Source organism: Bacillus cereus (assembly GCF_007678085.1).
In the GTDB taxonomy this organism is placed as follows: domain Bacteria; phylum Bacillota; class Bacilli; order Bacillales; family Bacillaceae_G; genus Bacillus_A; species Bacillus_A cereus_BE.
Map to the genome: position 1 here is coordinate 325,714 of NZ_VEDW01000003.1, position 18,883 is coordinate 344,596.

An 18,883-nucleotide genomic window follows, 5' to 3' on the forward strand; every position below is an offset into this window, starting at 1 on the left:
GAATTGTGAAAATTTTTTGGAAAAATGACATTCTATACAAATCATGCATAACTATGGAAGCGTTTTATGAGTCGTGAATACATGTGTTGTCCTTACATGTTAAGTGATAACATATATTGTAAATGCATAAAAACACGGCATATCTGTGTGATATGCCGTGTTAAGGTCAATTTATATAAAAAATATTTGTTATATGCAAAAAACTAAGCAGGAATTTGTTTACGCCTTTTCAGGAACAGCTTCTTGTAGTTTTTCAATTGATTTTTGAATGTCCAAAATCTCTTGCTCAATATGTCGTTTGTTTTGAGAAATATCTTGCTTCCAGTTAGAAAGCGTGTCTTGCATATCGTCTTTTAATTCTTGAAACACTTCTTTACCTTCTGAAGCAGTTTCAACGATTTGACGTTTTAATAATTTTGTATCAGCTGTAATATCAGCTAAAGTCTTTTTAATATCATTTCCTTTTTCTTTCAGCTTACCGCGCATAGCTTTGCCAGAAGAAGGAGTAGAGAAAAGAACGGCTAATCCAGCAACTGCTCCGCCGCAAATGACACCTGTAATAAAGGATTTAGCTTTTGACATAAAAGGAGACCTCCTTATTTTTTGTTCGTATTCATGATGTGAAAAAATATGCATATCTTTAAGACAAGGGGAAGAAAAGTGTGCAGTGCACATTCCCCGGCATCTTGAATGGAGAAACAAGCCGTGCAATATTTAATCACTTTAGGAAAGTGGCTTGTTATGTATTACTTCTTATTATAGTGTCACTATTTCACACTATTTGCAATTGTACTTGCGATGTTTTGTAAATTTTCCATTGTGTATTCATTTTGATGTGATTTCCAAACAGCACCGAAACCATCGTTTTCACCGTAGCGTGGAATTAAATGAAGGTGGAAGTGGAACACAGTTTGTCCAGCTTTTTCACCGTTATTGTTAAGTAGGTTAAAGCCAACTGGATTAAACTCTGCTTTAATCGCATTTGCGATTTTCGGAACGACAGAAAAAATGTGTGATGCGATTTCTGGCGTTAACGCAAAAATGTCTTGTTTGTGAACTTTTGGAATAACAAGGGTATGTCCTTTTGTTACTTGACTAATATCTAAAAATGCAAGCACATGTTCATCTTCGTATACTTTTGAGCAAGGGATTTGCCCGTCAATAATTTTACAAAAAATACAATTATCCGCTGTATGATTCATTAATCTCATCCTTTCGAATATCCTTAGCCGTATTTTACCATAATTACATAAGAGAACAAACACGAAAAACAGGAAGCTGACTCAGCTTCCTGTTTTCTGAAGAGGGATTGAAAAAGCATTATCGTAATTTACGTTTCGCAGACACCTCATTTATTTAAGAAATGCACGGTAAATCGGCTAAAGTTTCTGCCGTAGACACCCCATTTTCAAGTGAAATGAATTGCAATCTTTATAAAGGGAAATTGTTTATTTTTTAAAACAGTATATGCTCTTTCGGAGACACCCCGTTTCTAAAATGAAACAAATGATCTGGTTATGTGTAAATTTCTTTGTCCAACATGGACACCCCATTTCATGATGACTTCACTATGTTGTTCTACTCATCAATTGGTGGTTGCTTTTTCAATGTGTTCCTTCTTCACTAATTATGATGTCCGCTTTCGTAAAAATATATGCGAACAAATTAAAATTTTTTTTAAGACATCGATACTATGTAGTACAGCGCCATTTTTGGTAAGATGAATATAGAATGAATACTAATGAAGAAAGTGGTGTCGTATGAGCGAGTTATTGCGTGTAGAAAATGTTACAGGAGGATATACGAAACGACCTGTACTAAAAGATGTTTCGTTCTCTGTGAATAAAGGCGAACTTGTCGGCTTAATCGGTTTAAATGGAGCGGGTAAAAGTACGACGATTAAACATATTATCGGTTTAATGGAACCGAAAAAAGGAACTGTCACAATTAATGGGAAAACAATTCGTGACGATATGACAGCGTACCGTTCTAGTTTTTCGTTCATCCCAGAAACACCAGTATTATATGACGAGCTAACGCTAGAAGAACATTTGAAGTTAACGGCGATGGCGTACGGTGTCGATGAAAAACAATATGAAGAACGTGTAGGACAACTATTACAAGAATTTCGCATGAAAAATCGTTTAAAATGGTTTCCGTCTCATTTCTCAAAAGGGATGAAACAAAAAGTAATGATTATGAGTGCGTTTTTAGTGGAACCATCTCTTTACATTGTGGACGAACCTTTCGTTGGGCTTGACCCGTTAGCGATTCAATCACTTCTTCAAATGATGGATCAAATGAAAAAAAGCGGCGCGGGCATTTTAATGAGTACACATATTTTAGCGACAGCAGAGCGTTATTGTGATTCATTCATTATTCTGCATCAAGGTGAAGTAAGAGCGAAGGGAACATTATCTGAACTGCAATCACAGTTTAATATGCCAGGTGCAACGCTAGATGATATTTATATTGCATTAACGAAGGAAGAAGATTATGAATAGCACAGCATTATGGAAAGAACGATTTCGTCACTTTCTAAAAGAAGTTCGTACATATAGTAAATACGTATTTAATGATCATTTGAAATTTATTTTCGTATTTATCATCGGCGCAGGAGCGTATTATTACCAGCAATGGTTACAAACGTTAACACCTTCGTTTCCGGCGGCGCTCGTTATGGCAGTGTTGCTTGGACTCATATTAACGGCCGGATCCATTCAAACGTTATTAAAAGAAGCGGATCTCGTTTACTTGCTGCCAGTTGAAGAAAAGTTAAAACCTTACTTCACAAAGGCATTTCTTTTTACGTTTATGATTCAGTTATACATAATCGCAATTGTAGCGGCAGCGCTTGCCCCGTTATACTTCCAGCAAATGAAGCAAACAGGAGCGGCTTACATATGGATTGTACTCGCGTTTGTCATTGTAAAAGCGTGGAACTTATTCGTCGCGTGGGAAAAATCATTTTTAACAGACCAAAATATACAAAGAGCTGATTGGTTCATTCGTTTTATTTTAAACGGCTTATTTGTGTACTTCCTTGTAGAGCGTACTTCCGTTATATTTATTGGCGGAATCATCCTTCTCATGGTGTTATACCTTGGGCTGCTGCATCAAATGGTGAAGGGAAAGCCGCTAAACTGGGAGTATTTAATTTCTGAAGAGGGTAAGAAGATGATGCTGCTGTATCGCATCGCGAATATGTTCGTTGATGTACCAGCATTAAAAGAAAGAGTAGCACGTCGAAAATGGCTCGATTTCATTCTTTCAATGATTGGTGAAAAGCGTACATATTTATACTTATATACGAGAACGTTTTTACGATCTGGTAACTATTTCGGTTTGTATGTGCGTCTGCTTGCTCTTGGCGGAGTTATTTTGTACTTCATTCCGTTTTTATATGGACGATTTATCGTAAGCCTTATTTTCCTATACTTAATCGGTTATCAGCTATTAACTTTATGGAAGCATCACCGCATGAAGATTTGGCTTGATTTGTATCCAGTCGGGGGAGAAGAGAAGAAGAAAGATTTTCTTACTTTATTAAATGTAATCCTTATTATCGGTAGCGTGATATTTACAGTTATATTCGCCCTTGCGACGAAAGATTTCATGATGACGGGAATTTTATTAGTCGTAAGCATAATATTTAGTATCGGTTTCGTTTATCAATACGGGGCGAAACGTATTGAGCGTTTAAATTGAAGGGAATGAACCTATGATTACATACGAAGAGAAGGTTATAAAAGAATTGGAGCAGTGGAAAGCTACATTCATGAAAGATTCTTCTATGATGACACGGTTCTCAAAGAAAGTGCAAACGAAAGTACAGCAGCTTATTCCGGCGAAAGTGCAAAAAGTATTAACGGAAACGATTCGGATGATGGTGCAAACGATTAGTGCTGGATCAAACTTTATAAAGCCGAAATTAAAAGAGACGAATTGGTCATTGCAAAGAAGAGACGACGAAGTACGTAAAAAAATGGATGAGTACAAAAAAATAGCAGCGGCAGAAGGAGCAGGGACGGGAGCTGGCGGTATTCTCCTTGGGCTTGCTGACTTTCCGCTTTTACTCGGCATTAAAATTAAATTTTTATTCGATGCAGCAACATTGTACGGATTTGATACGAGCGACAAAGAAGAGCGCCTTTTTATCCTTCACGTCTTTCAGCTTGCCTTTTCAAGTGACGATCACCGAAAAGAAATATGGAAAGCAATCGAAACGTGGGACACAGAAGAAGAAAATCATATGGACTGGGAAAAGTTCCAAACAGAGTACCGAGACTATATCGATTTAGCTAAAATGCTTCAGCTCGTACCAATAATCGGTGCCCCGGTCGGTGCATATGCGAACTATCAATTACTGCAAAGACTTGGGGAAGTAACGATGAATTGTTATCGTATGCGATTGTTGAAGAGGGATTAAAAAGAAAGCATCCTAAATTTTGATTTAGGATGCTTTTTATTTCTTATAAGGGACACTCCTGAATGAAAGAAGAAAACTAAAATAGTTTTGAAGAGAAACTATTTTAGTTTTTTAAATCAAAACCTTCAGATGTGGAAATGGAACCGATGTGATAATCATTAGCGTATTCAACAGCTGCCGAGAATGTTTTATTTTTATCATCTTTCACATGTCCTGAAATCGAAACACTTTGAAAGTCCTTTGGAGCAAATTTATGTTTAGTAATCACTACATCTAGATTTTCTTTTTCTTTAAAATATTTAATAGTTGTTTCTGTAGCCTTATCTACTATTAGTTGCTCTTCTTTTTTATTATCCACAGTACACCCTTCTAAAGTAGCAAATACAAAGATTAAAAGGAAATAAAAACTAATTTTTTGGAATTTGATAACCATTTTCTCCCCTCAATGATGTTGTCCTAGTTATTATAATATACCGTTTTTTACAAGGAGGGAGTATTTTGAAAGAAAATAATAAAATTACAGATGAAACTAGGAATTAATTTGTTTTATAAAAAAGACATCCTAAATCATATATTTAGGATATCTTTTTTGTTCTAATAATTAATGTTTAAAAGGAAATTTTCAGATTGTCTTTTCAGTGTTTTAGGCTGAAATTAGTGGTAGAGATAGAACCGATATTATAATCATCTTTATAATCAATTGAAGTAGTAAATTTCTTATTTGTATCATCTTTGATATGACCAGTTATAAAAATAGTTTCGATATCATTAGAAGGAAATCTATGATTTGTAATAGTCACTTCTAAATTCTCTTTTTCTTTAAAATATTGAATTGTAGTTTCTGTTGCTTTATTAACTATTTGTTGTTCCTCATTCTTTTGATCTATCGTACATCCACCTAAAAGGATAAGTGTAAAGATAAAGAATAATCTTATAGCATATTTTTTCACGAATAATCACTCCGTTAATAGTGCGTTATATTCCTCTTCAATAAATTTTATATTCACTGGACATTGTGTGGTGAAGCATAAAGCAAAGGCAATCTAAAGTGCCCGGATTATTAGTTTTTAAGCTCTAAATTTTTGGTGGTTGAAATAGCGCCGATATGATAATTATTTGCGTATTCAACTGAAGCAGTAAATTCTTTAGTTTTATCATTAGTCACATAGCCTGATATAGAGATAGTTTGAAAGTCTTTTGGTCCAAATTCATGATCAGTAATTGATACATCTAAGCCCTCTGTTTTTTTGAAATATTGAATGGTTTCTTCTTTGGCCTTTTCAATTATTTGTTGTTCTTCTTGTTCTTGTTTCACAGTACACCCTCCTAATATAGTAAGAATAAGAATTAAAACTAAATAAAAACTAATTTTTTTGTTTTTATTTGCCATAATTACCCTCCAAAAAATGTTATCTTAATTATTATAATACTTTTTTTATAGGAGGAGAAAAGATGACTGGAAATAATCAAGTTTTAGATAGTACATATTATCAATTATCTAATATGGCATATTATAATGATAAGAAACTTAAAGATAGAGTTTATATTAAAGATAGTAGCAATAATGTAATGCAAGAGTGGGGCGTAAATGAAACATTCCACGACAAACAAACCGGAATGGACGCAGTAGTCTTTGAACGAGATGTCGATGGGAAAAAGCAAGTTATGGTATCTTTCCGAGGAACAGAAGGGGATAAAATTATAGAGAAAAACTCTTTAGGCATTCCGATGAAGCCAGGGGAAGGTATGAAGGATTTAAAAACGGATACCAATCATTTTGTATTACGAGAAGGTGTTCATGAACCAGCAGCACCTCCTGTAGCAGGGACTGAGAATGAAGGTTCAAAGAAATATTGGAATGAAGAGAATCAGCGCTGGGAAACACATAATCAATTCGAACAAGCTGAAAGGGTCATGAAACAAGTAACGGATACATACAAGGACAGGGATGATGTAGAGATATATACGACGGGTCATTCGTTAGGGGGAGCTTTAGCGGAATATGCAGCGGCATCTAATGATAATGTAAGATGTATGTCATGGAATGCGCCGAGTGCAAAACATTTGTTACCGCCTGATTTACAAGAAAGAGCAAATAATGGTGAGTTTAATAATAGAATTGTAAGTGTTGTTCACGGAAATGATTCAATTGGCTATGGACCATTTGGTGCATATGAAAGTCATATAGGCTCTACTTATGCGGTAACCCCACCAATTTCGAAAGAAGAAATATCAAAGCTATCATTACAGCAAAAGCTTGGGATGGAGGTTACTCGATTTTTAAATTCGATAAGTGGCCCTGGTTATCATTATCAAACAGATCAAAACTTCCGGTTTGGAGAGAATGGGTCTTTATCCAATAAATACTTGTTAAATGTAGACACGAATGAAAGAGTTTATGATTCACCAGGCGCGTTATTAGGCGGGGGAGAAATTCGTGTAGTGGTAGAGAATTTAGAACAAGCCGTAAGAGATATGAAGAGAAACGCGCAAGAATTTCAAGATAGAGTACCGAGGTTAATTTCTAATATGATGACATTATTAGAAACGGCTGAAAGTAGAAGGGTAGAAGCTAAAGTAAATAATATACGTGCACATGTAGAGCATTTAAGTTTTTGGTACATACGAACAGCAACGGAAATTTCAGATTTTATTGAGAAGAAAGCCGATGATTATAAGAAGACGGATCAACAATATTAAGGGAGAAGATTAGGATGCCGAGAATTTACTTAAATGAAGAAGCTTTGAATCAAGCTATACAACAATTTGACCATATGATTCAAGACTTAAATCATAATAAAAGAGTTGTAAGTAATGTACATAATTTACTCTTATCAAGCTGGTCGCAACTTGGAGTAGGGAAAAAAGCCATTAGCGATTTAGAATCTTTTAAAAAAGATATCGAAAGAAGGATGGAAGAATTAGAGTCTGATAAAAGAGAGTTAAAGGGTGCGATTGATTTATTAAAAGCGCTGGACCAAAGCTATGATTATATGGGGCCTAAATATTAAATTACAAGAAGCACTCACAAAGGTGCTTTTTGTAGTTTAACTGGATTCAAGATTATTGTAGTCATTATTAAGGAATATGATCCTAGATCCGTAATGTAGATTGAAAAAGTAATATACAGGTTTGAATCAAACTTGCAAACGATGATTTTTTATTTTACAATTTATTTACCGACCGGTAAGTAAAAATAAGTGAGGTACAGTATGACAAAGAATTTACAAACATCGCAAAACATTGTCGAGGCATCATTTAAACTTATGGCAGAGCATGGCATTGAGAAGATGAGCCTTTCCATGATTGCGAAAGAGGTAGGTATTTCAAAACCGGCTATTTATTATCATTTTTCTTCTAAAGAAGCGTTAGTCGATTTTTTATTTGAAGAAATTTTTTCTGGGTATCATTTCGTGAGTTATTTCGATAAAGAACAATATACGAAAGAAAACTTTGCAGAAAAGTTAATTTCAGATGGTTTACATATGCTCTCTGAATATGAAGGGCAAGAAGGAATATTACGCGTTATAAATGAATTTATCGTAACTGCATCGCGAAATGAAAAGTATCAGAAACGCTTATTTGAAATACAAGAAGATTTCTTAAATGGTTTCCACGATTTATTGAAGAAAGGTGTGGAACTTGACGTTGTGTCACAACATGCAACGGAAGAAAATGCACATACGTTAGCGCTCGTGATCGATAATATGAGTAATTACATGTTAATGGGATTCCAGTTAAAGTATAAAGAAATTTGGATTCGAAATGTGAAAAACGTCATGAAGGAGGAATAAAAGTGAAAATGCAAAAAAACTGGTGGCTCGGTTTTCTTGGATTCATTGGGATTTATAAAATACCCGGTATGATTGAAGCTTTTCAAGCGGATGGAAGCTGGATGAAGTTAATCGGCTTCATTTGGCTACTTTGGTTCGGATATTTTATTCCTGAGAAGAAAGATAATTAAATTACAATTTTCTGTAAAGTTATGTAAAATATAGATTGAGAGTATTCGTATATTAGATTACTAGATTTGGAGTGGTTACATGGATCCATTGAAAAATGAAATTCACCCTGACATGGTCAAGGTGTGGAAAGTTCGTGCTGTAATTGAAGAAGGGATTGGTATTCTTGTCATGTTAGCTTACCTTTTCCTCATGATAAAGTTTGATTGGTGGGCGTGGATTTTGTATGTAATGATTGGGCTAACAGTTGCGTTCGCACCATTTTCGTACTTTTTATTCCCGAAACTACGTCAACGTTATTACAGCTATCAACTAAATGAAGAAGAACTTGAAATTCAGCACGGTCTTTTCGTCGTAAAGCGTGTATTAGTACCGATGATTCGTGTACAGCACGTGACGATTGAACAAGGGCCGATTATGAGAAAATATGACTTAGCAGAATTACACATTTCAACAGCGGCAACTTCTCACAGTATCCCAGGTTTAACGATGTATGAAGCAGAAATGTTGAAAACGAAAATCGCAGAATTAGCGAAAGTGAGTGATGAGGATGTATAAGAGACAGCATCCAATCACGATGTTATTAGAATTAAAAATAACAGACTTTATACCACTCATTATTTTCATGTTTAGCTTAAACGGAAAATTCCCGTTTTGGTATTTAATTCCCGCTGCATTCGGTTTACTCACTGTTTTTTCAGCGTTTGAAAAATGGTATTACACAACGTATTGGGTTGAAAATAACGTATTACATGTAAAACAAGGGCTCTTTGTGAAGAAGGAGAGCTACTTAAATAAAGAACGTGTGCAAACGATTAATACAAGTTCTAACGTGTTATATCAAATGCTTGGCTTAAAAAAGATTCAAATTGAAACAGCTGGCGGGGGTGATGATGCAGAAGTAAGCTTAGCTGGTATTACAGTAGAAGAAGCAACAGAGCTTATTACAATGCTAAATGAGCCAACTCCAGAAGTGAAAGCAGAAGAAACGTTAGACGAAGCAACAGAAAATACAGTAGAAAAAGAAATCATTACAGAAGAAAAACAAGCGACTGAATATAAATTAACTTGGAAAGAAATTTTACTAGCGTCTGTTACATCTGGTCAGTTTGGACTATTATTCTCATTAATCTTTTTCGTGTATCATCAAGTAGATGAGTACATTCCGAAATGGATAGAGAATGGCGTCAAGTCGTATGTAATGAAACATGATATATATGGCTTGATTTTCATGGTAGCCATTTTGATTGTCCTTTCGTGGATTATATCGACAATCGGTTATGCGCTAAAACATGGTGATTTCACGGTGAATCGAAGGAATGACGAAGTCCGCATTTCGCAAGGATTACTTGAGAAAAAAGAACTCGTCCTAAAATTGCACCGTATTCAAGGTATTACGATAAAAGAAAGTATTTTACGTCAGCCATTCGGTTATTGCGTTGTACAAGTAGAGGTGATTCAAAGTAAAGGACTGGGTGACGAGAAAGAAAAAGTTACACTGCACCCAATCATTCGAAAAGATCGCGTACAACAGTTACTCGCGCATTTACAATTACCATACGAACTGAATACAAACATTATTTCATTACCAAAAGCAGCATTACGCCGCTATCTCATTGATAGTTTCATCTTTTTCGCTATGCTAGCAATCCCGCTTATTGGAATAAGTATATACTTTGAAAAGCACTTCATCATGTGGGCATTAATTCCGCTCGCAATTCTCATCTTTACACTTGGATACGCAACATTTAGAACGAATGGTTACAGTGTAAACGGAGAGCAAATTACGCTTGTATATCGCAGCGTCGGCAAATATACAGGACTTGTTAGAAGAAGGCACGTCCAATCAATGGAAAAAACACAATCATACTTCCAGCGCCGTGCAAATCTATGTACGTATAAATTCTCTAACGCATCATCGGATTATAAATTAGAGCATACGAGAGTAGAAGATGCGGAGAGAATGCAGGATTGGTATAAGAAGAAATTAAGTGAGAATTAAATAAAACAGCTCGTCTTTTGCGGAATGCGGGCTATTTTTTTATCCCGCATTAACGGGCAGTAAGATTCCCACCTCAAAATTCAGCAAAAGCAAAGACGTTAGGTGCGGGATCAACTGCCCGTAAAAGCCCGATTGGTGAGGGCTGATAATCAGTGGGGAATGAAAAATCCCCCACTGATTAAAGTTTCACTTTATGTAAAAATAATGAATAATATATAGGGAAGGAAAAGTGAGGTGAATGAGAGTGAGCAAATTTTTAATACCGTATTCGTTTTCTATATTAAGTTTCTTTATTTCAGTAACGGCACTTGATTTATATGATAGGATGGGAAGAAATGATGAGATGACTTCGCCGAACATAATTGGAAAGATAATTCAATCTACTGCGCAAATGGGAGTCCTTACATTGTATTTCGGAGTACCTATTATTTTAGGTGGCTGTCTTCTTGGGGAGTTATTGTTTAGAGGTATCATTTTACGATTTAAACTAAGCTATATTCTATCTTTATTATTATATTTACTTTTAGCTTGTAGTATTGTTTCCGTAACGGTTGGAATTCCAACTACATATGAAGATTCTAATACTACTTTCATGGTAATAACTATAATTTGTGCTGTTACGTTCTTTATGGGGCGGAATATATGGGAGAAAAAACAAGTTAACAATGGAGTGAAATAATGAAATACACATGTCCATGCTGCGGGTATAGAACAATAGAAGAAGAACCACCAGGTACATATGGAATTTGTAATATATGTTATTGGGAAGATGATGAGGTCCAGTTTAACAATCCTGACTTTGAAGGCGGAGCAAATAAAGTTTCGTTAAGACAAGCACAGAAAAATTTCATTGCATTTGGTGCTTGCGAGGAATGTTTTGTGAAATCAGTTAGAAAACCAAATAGTGAAGATGTGAAGGATGCTAGTTGGAAGCAAGTTTGTTAAATAGCTTTAAATAAAAATGTTATTACTCGATGTAACAGGAGTAATAACATTTTTTTGTAGTGAATAAAGAATTAACGCCGTCTGACAAGATAAAACAGTACAGATGATACAGTAATAGGAAGGCCAGTATCCAGAAAAGCTTCTAAAGTAAAGGATAGAAAATCTCTGTTGTTAAGCCACATAAAGAATAAATGATTGTAGGAAATACCTAACACTATAAATAAAGGAATCCCGATTTTTAATTCGTGACTTCCTTTTATTTTTCTATAACAAAATTCACCTAATAAACAACCGATAAGAACGGGAATGCTTCCAAGAATTGAAAACATAACAATAGATATCCAAATCGGTCCCCATGAATCCGCATAATTTGGAGTTTGTGCATACTGTAAAACATTCACAGTGACAGAGAAAACTAGTAAGCATATTAAATAACTAAGAGAAAATTTTTCTAATGGAATCATCCTTATAAAAGTTCACTTTATTTTTATGAACATATAAACCTCTTTAAATTATAGATATAAATATATAAGGATAATCAATTTGTATGCATTTCGTGTTTATGGATATATTTTCAACGAATATAATTGTATAGATGTATAGTCAATCGTGAGTGTTTGATGTTATCATATTGAATGATATGGAAATTTTTAATAGAAGAAGCAACGAACAATTCAAAGGTAATGAAGCCTTTTTTGTATAAAGAAAATATTTATTATTACTCAGCGATATTAAAAATAAGATACGTATTTATATAAATTTAGTAGAAATGGGGGTTTTAAAAAGGAATGAGTATAAGTATAACAAGGCAAAAAATTTTAGCCGCCGCTTCTCAAATTGTTCAATTTAAAGGAGTAGCTAAGTTAACTTTAGAAGCAGTAGCAAAAGAGGCAGGTGTAAGTAAAGGTGGATTATTGTATCACTTTTCAAATAAAGAAGCTTTAATAGAAGGCATGATACTTAAAGGGACAGAGGAGTATCATGGTGCTATTCATAATAAGGCAATGAAAGACTCAAAGAAGAAAGGAAGGTGGGTTCGTTCTTTTGTAGAGGAAAGATTAAGTAATGAGAGAAGAACAGAAGAGTTGTGTAGTAGTATGATGGCAGCATTAATGCTAAAACCTGAATTACTTGAACCGTTACAACAATCATTTCAGCAACTGCAAAATAATATAGAAAATGATGAAATGGATTCAGTTTGTGCCACAATTATTAGATTAGCAGCAGATGGATTATGGTATTCGGAATATTTAGGGGTTGGAAGACTAAGCCCCGAATTAAGAGAAAAAGTGATGCGAGCTCTTATCTATTATTCTTATAAATAGAATATACAAACTATATAATTCACCATTGGTTATTTAATCCATTGGTGAATTTTTTTTTGTTAGAATAATAGAACAATTATATAGAGTGTTGAATTATAACCGTCCAGACGGTATAGTAATATTTGGTTCAAAAGGAAAATGAAACAAAAAAATAATAGAAAAAATTTTTAGCACACTATTCGAAAGGATAGGCCGCAAAGCTTAGAGTCTACGGTAATATATATTGGTTACTAAGATCGTCTGGTTGCACATTTTGATGCAATCAGACGATCTTTTTTATTATATAAATATAATAATCAAGGAGGAAAATATGCAAACGAAGAGTACTAAAAGATACGTTTCAATGATTTCATTAGTTTTTCTAGTATTATTTTCGGTGCTGAATGTATGGGCTCCAGTGATTCAAGCTGCTGTGATGAAAAGTCCAGTAGATGAGATTAACATTTCCCGTACTGATGGCACGACATCTGAACCATATCAGGCTTCAGATGGTATGAAAGTAGAAGTGAAGTGGTCTGCTAAAGAACAGATAAAGAGTGGAGATCAATTTACAATTGATATGCCAAAAGAATTTCGAAAAGATCTTATGAATCTGAGTTTTCCTTTAAAAGATGCTGAAGGAAAAATAGTTGGTACATGTGATATGAAAAATGGTCTATTGACGTGTACTATGGGTGATTACGTAGATGGAAAGAATAACATTAAAGGTTCTTTATTCGTAGAATTCTACTTTAATCTAGAAGCATATGATGGTGTCGAAAAAATTCCATTAGAATTTAACGTTGATGGTCAAATCGTAAATAAAGAAGTAAGTGTAAGTAATACGACAGAGAGACCGCAGCCGCAGCCCAATACAGATAATCTATTGAAGTGGGGTTCTTATAATCAAGAAGATCCGTCCATTGCTGATTGGCTTGTATATGTAAATGCAACTGGAACAGAAATGCAAGATCTTAAATTAACAGATACATTGGGACCTGGGCATGAATTAATTACAGACAGCGTAGTATTAGAAGAGGCTGTATTTGAAGATGGTTATGCACCAACAAATATTAAGCCAGCAGATTTATCTAAAATTAAAATCAATGCAACGAAAACTGGATTTACAATTGAATTTCCAGACAGTTCAAAAGGTTATATTTTAAGATATAAAACAAAGATTACCAATCCCGCTGCAAAGCCTCATAAAAATACAGTGAAATTAGAAGGCAAAAATATTAAAACTGAAGAAAAAGTAGGAGAAGTATTCGTAAGTGGTGGGGGAGGAACTGGTTCAGGCGACGATCATCCACCTAGTATTGAAAAGAATATAGTTGATGAGAGTGGTAAGCTTGTAGAGAATGAGCAGCTAACACAAATGGATCAAGTTATTCAATACCAAGTTGGTACACATATACCAAACGATCCTCCTAAATACACATCTATGGTAATTAGTGATGATTTAGAAGATGTATTAGAAGTATTAGAGGCAAAAGTGTATGATCAAAATGGCCAAGATATTACCTCTAAAGGAACACTAAAGATAGATAAACAAAAAAGTGAAGTAACATTTACGTTCGGTGAGAGTTTTGACTATAAGTCATATGAAGACCAGATAATTAACTTGAATATTAAGGCGAAAATTAAAGCTGATGCAGACTTATCTTCTTACGTAGATAAGAAGATTCCTAATAAAGCAGAATTACATTTTGATGATAAGAAATTAACATCAAATGAAGTAACGGTTACGCCGCCTGAACCTCCAAAAGACGGTACAGTAGCTATTCATAAAATAGATGCTGAGGATCCGACTAAAGAGTTAACAGGTGCCGAATTTGAAGTTCGAGATAGTGAGGATAAGGTTGTTGCAGTACTGAAAACAGGCGAAAAAGGTTTTTCAGCACCTCAAACTTTAACTCCTGGGACGTATAAAGTTTATGAAAAAGTAGCACCAGAAGGATATCAAAAATTAAAAGAACCAGTAGAGGTTACACTTCAAGCTGGAGAAACAAAAACAATTGAAATTAAAAATACTATACAAAAGGGTCAAATTGAATTAAAGAAAATTGATTCGGAAAATGGTGAAAAGCCATTAGCAAATGCAGAGTTTGACATAGTAAAAGACGGTGTAGTAGTCGAACATATTGTTACAGATAAAGATGGTAAGGCAATTTCTAAACCGTTAGCACTAGGAAAATATATTTTAAAAGAAACGAAAGCTCCTGAAGGATACCAATTAAAAGAAAAAGAGTTCGAAGTAAATGTAACAGGGGACGGCATATTCCCAATAACAGTAGAAAATGCAATGGTAGACAAAGGTAATGTAGAAATTACAAAAGTGGACAAAGAAAGCGGTGCAGTATTAGCGGGTGTCGAATTTGAAGTCCAAGATGAGAAAGATAAAGTGGTAAGAAAAGTAGTAACAGATAAAGATGGAAAAGCAAACGTTTCAGATCTATCGGTAGGAAAGTACAAATTAGTAGAGACGAAAAGCTTACCAGGTTACAAGAAACTAACAGAATCAGTATCATTTGAAATTAAAAAAGGTATGACAGAAGTTTTATCATTGAAAGTAGAAAATGAGCAGTTAGACAAAGGCTCATTAGAAATTACAAAAGTAGATAAAGACAGCCAAAAAGCACTAGCAGGCGTAGTCTTCGAAGTGCAAGATGAAAACGGTAAAGTAGTAACAGAAGTAAAAACAGACAAAGATGGTAAAGCAAAAATCTCTGATTTATCAATAGGAAAATACAAATTAGTAGAGATGAAAAGCTTACCAGGTTACAAAAAGCTAACAGATCCAGTATCATTTGAAATTACAAAAGGTATGACGACAGTCTTATCATTGAAAGTAGAGAATGAGCAGTTAGATAAAGGCTCAGTAGAAATTACAAAAGTAGATAAAGACAGTCAAAAAGCATTAAAAGGCGTAATCTTTGAAGTGCAAGATGAAGCTGGAACGGTAGTAAAGGAAGTAAAAACAGATAAAAATGGTAAAGCGAAAATCTCTGATTTATCAGTAGGAAAGTACAAATTAGTAGAGAAAGAAAGTTTACCAGGCTATAAGAAACTACCAGAGCCATTATCGTTTGAAATTACAAAAGGCATGACCGAGATGTTATCATTAAAAATAGAAAATGAAATGGTAGATACGGGAAATATAGAGATAACAAAGATAGATAAAGATAATAAAGCACCGTTAGCGGGAGTAATATTCATCGTCCAAGATGAAAAGGGTAATGAAGTTAAAAAAGTAACAACAGATAAAGCTGGAAAAGCAAATGTTTCAGATTTACCTGTAGGAAAGTATGACTTAGTAGAGGTAGAAAGTTTACCTGGTTATAAAAAGCTAGAAAAACCAATATCATTTGAAATTAAAAAAGGCATGACCGAAGTCCTATCATTAAAAGTAGAAAATGAAATGGTGGATACAGGGAATGTCGAGATAATAAAAATAGATAAAGATAGTAAAGCACCATTAGAAAATGTTGTATTTGAAGTACGTGATTCAAAAGGAAAAGTAGTTGCAAAAGTAAAAACGGATAAAGAAGGAAAAGCAAATGTTTCAGATTTATCCATTGGGAAGTATGAGTTGGTGGAAGTAGAGACACCAGCGGGATACAAACCACTTGAAAAACCAATTTCATTCGAAATTGAAAAGGGTAGAATAACAGCACTACAATTAACTGTCGAAAATGAATTAGTGGATACAGGAAATGTAGAAATTACAAAAGTAGACAAAGAAAATAAAGATGTTTTAGCTGATGCAGTATTTGAGATTCAAGGTGAAGCAGGACAAGTAGTCGCTAAAATAACGACAGATAAAAAAGGACAAGCACAAGTTACTAATTTATCAGTTGGCACATACAAATTAGTAGAAGTAAAAGCACCAAAGGGATATAAACAATTAATAGATCCAATTACTTTCCAAATTGAAAAAGGTATGACGAAATCTCTTGTTTTAACAGTAGAAAATGAAATGTTAGACAAGGGTAACATAGAAATTACAAAAGTAGATAAAGACAGTCAAAAAGCATTAGCAGGCGTAGTCTTTGAAGTGCAAGATGAGCAGGGAAAAGTGGTAGCCGAAGTAACGACAGATAAAGAAGGAAAAGTGAAAGTCTCAGACTTATCTGTAGGAAAGTACAAATTAGTAGAAAAAGCAGGCTTACCAGGTTACAAACAATTAACAGAACCAGTATCGTTTGAAATCAAAAAAGGTATGACGAAAGTTTTATCATTGAAAGTAGAGAACGAGCTGTTAGATAAAGGTTCAGTAGAGATTACAAAAGTGGACAAAGAAAGTGGCGCAGTATTAGCGGGCGTAACATTCGAAGTGCAAGACGAAAAAGATAAAGTAGTAACGAAAGTAACGACAGATAAAGAAGGAAAAGCAAACGTTTCAGATTTATCAGTAGGGAAATATAAGCTAGTAGAGGTAGAAAGCTTACCAGGATATAAAAAACTAGCAAAACCAGTATCGTTTGAAATTAAAAAAGGTATGACAGAAGTTTTATTACTAAAAGTAGAGAATGAACAGTTAGATAAAGGTTCAGTAGAAATTACAAAAGTAGATAAAGACAGTCAAAAAGTATTAGAAGGCGTAGTCTTCGAAGTACAAGATGAGCAAGGAAAAGTAGTAACAGAAGTAACGACAGATAAAGAAGGAAAAGCAAAAATCTCAGACTTATCTGTAGGAAAGTACAAATTAGTAGAGAAAGAAAGCTTACCAGGCTATAAAAAACTAACAGAACCAGTATCGTTCGAAATTAAAAAAGGTATGACAGAAGTCCTATCATTGAAAGTAGAGAACGAACAGTTAGATAAAGGTTCAGTGGAAATTACAAAAGTAGATAAAGACAGTCAAAAAGTATTAGAAGGCGTAGTCTTCGAAGTACAAGACGAAAAAGATAAAGTAGTAACGAAAGTAACGACAGATAAAGAAGGAAAAGCAAACGTTTCAGATTTATCAGTAGGGAAATATAAGCTAGTAGAGGTAGAAAGCTTACCAGGCTATAAAAAACTAGCAAAACCAGTATCGTTTGAAATTAAAAAAGGTATGACAGAAGTTTTATTACTAAAAGTAGAGAATGAACAGTTAGATAAAGGTTCAGTAGAAATTACAAAAGTAGATAAAGACAGTCAAAAAGCATTAGAAGGCGTAGTCTTTGAAGTGCAAGATTCAAAAGGAAAAGTAGTAACGAAAGTAACAACAGATAAAGAAGGAAAAGCGAAAATTTCAGGTCTATCTGTAGGAAGTTACAAACTAGTAGAAGTAGAAAATTTACCAGGCTACAAAAAACTAATAGGGCCAGTATCGTTTGAAATTAAAAAAGGTATGACAGAAGTCTTATCACTAAAAGTAGAGAATGAACAGTTAGATAAAGGTTCAGTAGAAATTACAAAAGTAGATAAAGACAGTCAGAAAGCATTAGAAGGCGTAGTCTTTGAAGTGCAGGATGAAAAAGGCAAAGTAGTAACGAAAGTAACAACAGATAAAGAAGGGAAAGCGAAAGTTTCAGATCTATCAGTAGGAAAATACAAATTAGTAGAAACGGAAAGCTTACCAGGTTACAAAAAATTAACAGAATTAGTATCATTCGAAATCAAAAAAGGTATGACAGAAGTCTTATCACTAAAAGTAGAGAATGAACAGTTAGATAAAGGTTCAGTAGAAATTACAAAAGTAGATAAAGATAGTCAGAAAGCATTAGAAGGTGTAGTCTTTGAAATCCAAGATGAAGCAGACAAAGTAGTAACGAAAGTAAAAACAGATAAAGAAGGAAAAGCGAAAATTTCAGATCTATCTGTAGGAAGTTACAAATTAGTAGAAGTAGAGAATTTACCAGGCTACAAAAAACTAACAGAGCCAGTATCATTCGAAATCAAAAAAGGTATGACAGAGGTTTTATCACTAAAAGTAGAGAATGAACAGTTAGATAAAGGTTCAGTAGAAATTACAAAAATGGCTGCTGAAAGTAAGAATGTATTATCAGGGGCAGTCTTTGAAGTTCATGACGAAAAAGGAAAAGTAGTAACGAAAGTAACAACAGATAAAGAAGGGAAAGCGAAAGTCTCAGATTTATCTGTAGGTCACTACACACTTGTAGAAGTAGAAGCACCAAAGGGTTATGAAAAATTAACTAATCCAATTCCATTTGAAATTACAAAAGGAATGATAAGTCCAGTTCAATTACAAGTATTAAACAAATTGACTTCTTTAGCACCACCAGGCCCAGAG

Annotated in this window: 19 protein-coding genes and 1 riboswitch; of the genes, 13 read left to right on the forward strand and 6 right to left on the reverse strand. The window is 34.2% G+C overall.

The window, feature by feature from the left end; genetic code table 11:
- Positions 1-219 precede the first annotated feature (219 nt).
- Positions 220-582 (reverse strand): YtxH domain-containing protein, encoded by a 363-nt coding sequence (locus FS742_RS15250; protein ID WP_000030295.1) that lies wholly within the window; start codon positions 580-582, stop codon positions 220-222.
- 185 nt (positions 583-767) lie between these two features.
- Complete coding sequence (locus FS742_RS15255) at positions 768-1,202, reverse strand: HIT family protein (protein ID WP_001016840.1); 435 nt, start codon at positions 1,200-1,202, stop codon at positions 768-770.
- A gap of 558 nt (positions 1,203-1,760) precedes the next feature.
- On the opposite strand from FS742_RS15255, the gene ecsA reads away from it, so the two are divergent.
- From ecsA to ecsC, 3 genes are read left to right on the forward strand one after another with little or no spacing between them, the layout of a single operon-like run.
- Positions 1,761-2,504 (forward strand): ABC transporter ATP-binding protein EcsA, encoded by a 744-nt coding sequence (gene ecsA, locus FS742_RS15260; protein ID WP_001292603.1) that lies wholly within the window; start codon positions 1,761-1,763, stop codon positions 2,502-2,504.
- Positions 2,497-3,708 (forward strand): ABC transporter permease EcsB, encoded by a 1,212-nt coding sequence (ecsB, locus tag FS742_RS15265; RefSeq protein ID WP_144613358.1) that lies wholly within the window; start codon positions 2,497-2,499, stop codon positions 3,706-3,708. The genes ecsA and ecsB overlap by 8 nt, the downstream gene beginning before the upstream one ends.
- A 13-nt stretch (positions 3,709-3,721) precedes the next feature.
- Positions 3,722-4,429: an ecs operon protein EcsC gene (ecsC, locus tag FS742_RS15270; protein ID WP_144613360.1), complete on the forward strand. Its 708-nt coding sequence runs from the start codon at positions 3,722-3,724 to the stop codon at positions 4,427-4,429.
- A gap of 103 nt (positions 4,430-4,532) precedes the next feature.
- Here the strand turns inward: ecsC and FS742_RS15275 are convergent, their stop codons facing one another.
- The 3 genes from FS742_RS15275 to FS742_RS15285 all read right to left on the reverse strand — a co-directional run bounded on the left by FS742_RS15275 (position 4,533) and on the right by FS742_RS15285 (position 5,819).
- Positions 4,533-4,862: a DUF1433 domain-containing protein gene (locus tag FS742_RS15275; protein ID WP_260869670.1), complete on the reverse strand. Its 330-nt coding sequence runs from the start codon at positions 4,860-4,862 to the stop codon at positions 4,533-4,535.
- Between the two features lie 202 nt (positions 4,863-5,064).
- Positions 5,065-5,379 carry a DUF1433 domain-containing protein gene (locus FS742_RS15280; RefSeq protein ID WP_087957640.1) on the reverse strand — a complete coding sequence of 105 codons (315 nt, stop codon included), beginning with the start codon at positions 5,377-5,379 and terminating at the stop codon, positions 5,065-5,067.
- 110 nt (positions 5,380-5,489) lie between these two features.
- Positions 5,490-5,819 (reverse strand): DUF1433 domain-containing protein, encoded by a 330-nt coding sequence (locus tag FS742_RS15285; protein ID WP_097907656.1) that lies wholly within the window; start codon positions 5,817-5,819, stop codon positions 5,490-5,492.
- A 62-nt stretch (positions 5,820-5,881) separates the two neighbouring features.
- Between FS742_RS15285 and FS742_RS15290 the strand changes: the two genes are divergently transcribed.
- From FS742_RS15290 to FS742_RS15320, 8 genes are all read left to right on the forward strand, one after another.
- Complete coding sequence (locus FS742_RS15290; protein WP_144613362.1) at positions 5,882-7,129, forward strand: lipase family protein; 1,248 nt, start codon at positions 5,882-5,884, stop codon at positions 7,127-7,129.
- 14 nt (positions 7,130-7,143) lie between these two features.
- Positions 7,144-7,440, forward strand: coding sequence for a hypothetical protein (locus FS742_RS15295; RefSeq protein WP_001137433.1), 297 nt, complete (start codon positions 7,144-7,146; stop codon positions 7,438-7,440).
- Between the two features lie 201 nt (positions 7,441-7,641).
- A complete protein-coding gene (locus FS742_RS15300; RefSeq protein ID WP_144613364.1) occupies positions 7,642-8,223 on the forward strand; it encodes a TetR/AcrR family transcriptional regulator in 582 nt (193 codons plus the stop codon).
- A gap of 2 nt (positions 8,224-8,225) precedes the next feature.
- Entirely contained in the window at positions 8,226-8,393 is a 168-nt protein-coding gene (locus FS742_RS27620; RefSeq protein WP_000783807.1) for a hypothetical protein, read from the forward strand.
- A gap of 79 nt (positions 8,394-8,472) precedes the next feature.
- Positions 8,473-8,949 (forward strand): PH domain-containing protein, encoded by a 477-nt coding sequence (locus tag FS742_RS15305; protein WP_000371362.1) that lies wholly within the window; start codon positions 8,473-8,475, stop codon positions 8,947-8,949.
- Positions 8,942-10,393, forward strand: coding sequence for a PH domain-containing protein (locus tag FS742_RS15310; protein ID WP_144613366.1), 1,452 nt, complete (start codon positions 8,942-8,944; stop codon positions 10,391-10,393). The genes FS742_RS15305 and FS742_RS15310 overlap by 8 nt, the downstream gene beginning before the upstream one ends.
- Positions 10,394-10,637: 244 nt before the next feature.
- Positions 10,638-11,072, forward strand: coding sequence for a hypothetical protein (locus tag FS742_RS15315; RefSeq protein WP_141524169.1), 435 nt, complete (start codon positions 10,638-10,640; stop codon positions 11,070-11,072).
- Entirely contained in the window at positions 11,072-11,338 is a 267-nt protein-coding gene (locus FS742_RS15320; RefSeq protein ID WP_144613368.1) for a CPCC family cysteine-rich protein, read from the forward strand. Before FS742_RS15315 ends, FS742_RS15320 begins: the two co-directional genes overlap by 1 nt.
- A 71-nt stretch (positions 11,339-11,409) precedes the next feature.
- On the opposite strand, the gene FS742_RS15325 is transcribed toward FS742_RS15320, so the two are convergent.
- Positions 11,410-11,802 carry a hypothetical protein gene (locus FS742_RS15325; protein ID WP_144613370.1) on the reverse strand — a complete coding sequence of 131 codons (393 nt, stop codon included), beginning with the start codon at positions 11,800-11,802 and terminating at the stop codon, positions 11,410-11,412.
- Between the two features lie 324 nt (positions 11,803-12,126).
- Between FS742_RS15325 and FS742_RS15330 the strand changes: the two genes are divergently transcribed.
- Together FS742_RS15330 and FS742_RS15335 are read left to right on the forward strand one after the other, a co-directional pair.
- Positions 12,127-12,663, forward strand: coding sequence for a TetR/AcrR family transcriptional regulator (locus FS742_RS15330; protein ID WP_144613372.1), 537 nt, complete (start codon positions 12,127-12,129; stop codon positions 12,661-12,663).
- 159 nt (positions 12,664-12,822) lie between these two features.
- Positions 12,823-12,915: riboswitch (cyclic di-GMP riboswitch) on the forward strand.
- A gap of 58 nt (positions 12,916-12,973) precedes the next feature.
- Positions 12,974-18,883, forward strand: a 5,910-nt coding sequence (locus FS742_RS15335) for a SpaA isopeptide-forming pilin-related protein (protein WP_186327181.1), incomplete at its 3' end; no start/stop codon positions are given.

Coding starts and splice junctions, on each gene's coding strand:
- FS742_RS15250 (WP_000030295.1), bottom strand. CDS start 582: ATGTCAAAAGCTAAATCCTTTATTACAGGTGTCATTTGCGGCGGAGCA.
- FS742_RS15255 (WP_001016840.1), bottom strand. CDS start 1,202: ATGAATCATACAGCGGATAATTGTATTTTTTGTAAAATTATTGACGGG.
- ecsA (WP_001292603.1), top strand. CDS start 1,761: ATGAGCGAGTTATTGCGTGTAGAAAATGTTACAGGAGGATATACGAAA.
- ecsB (WP_144613358.1), top strand. CDS start 2,497: ATGAATAGCACAGCATTATGGAAAGAACGATTTCGTCACTTTCTAAAA.
- ecsC (WP_144613360.1), top strand. CDS start 3,722: ATGATTACATACGAAGAGAAGGTTATAAAAGAATTGGAGCAGTGGAAA.
- FS742_RS15275 (WP_260869670.1), bottom strand. CDS start 4,862: ATGGTTATCAAATTCCAAAAAATTAGTTTTTATTTCCTTTTAATCTTT.
- FS742_RS15285 (WP_097907656.1), bottom strand. CDS start 5,819: ATGGCAAATAAAAACAAAAAAATTAGTTTTTATTTAGTTTTAATTCTT.
- FS742_RS15290 (WP_144613362.1), top strand. CDS start 5,882: ATGACTGGAAATAATCAAGTTTTAGATAGTACATATTATCAATTATCT.
- FS742_RS15295 (WP_001137433.1), top strand. CDS start 7,144: ATGCCGAGAATTTACTTAAATGAAGAAGCTTTGAATCAAGCTATACAA.
- FS742_RS15300 (WP_144613364.1), top strand. CDS start 7,642: ATGACAAAGAATTTACAAACATCGCAAAACATTGTCGAGGCATCATTT.
- FS742_RS15305 (WP_000371362.1), top strand. CDS start 8,473: ATGGATCCATTGAAAAATGAAATTCACCCTGACATGGTCAAGGTGTGG.
- FS742_RS15310 (WP_144613366.1), top strand. CDS start 8,942: ATGTATAAGAGACAGCATCCAATCACGATGTTATTAGAATTAAAAATA.
- FS742_RS15320 (WP_144613368.1), top strand. CDS start 11,072: ATGAAATACACATGTCCATGCTGCGGGTATAGAACAATAGAAGAAGAA.
- FS742_RS15325 (WP_144613370.1), bottom strand. CDS start 11,802: ATGATTCCATTAGAAAAATTTTCTCTTAGTTATTTAATATGCTTACTA.
- FS742_RS15330 (WP_144613372.1), top strand. CDS start 12,127: ATGAGTATAAGTATAACAAGGCAAAAAATTTTAGCCGCCGCTTCTCAA.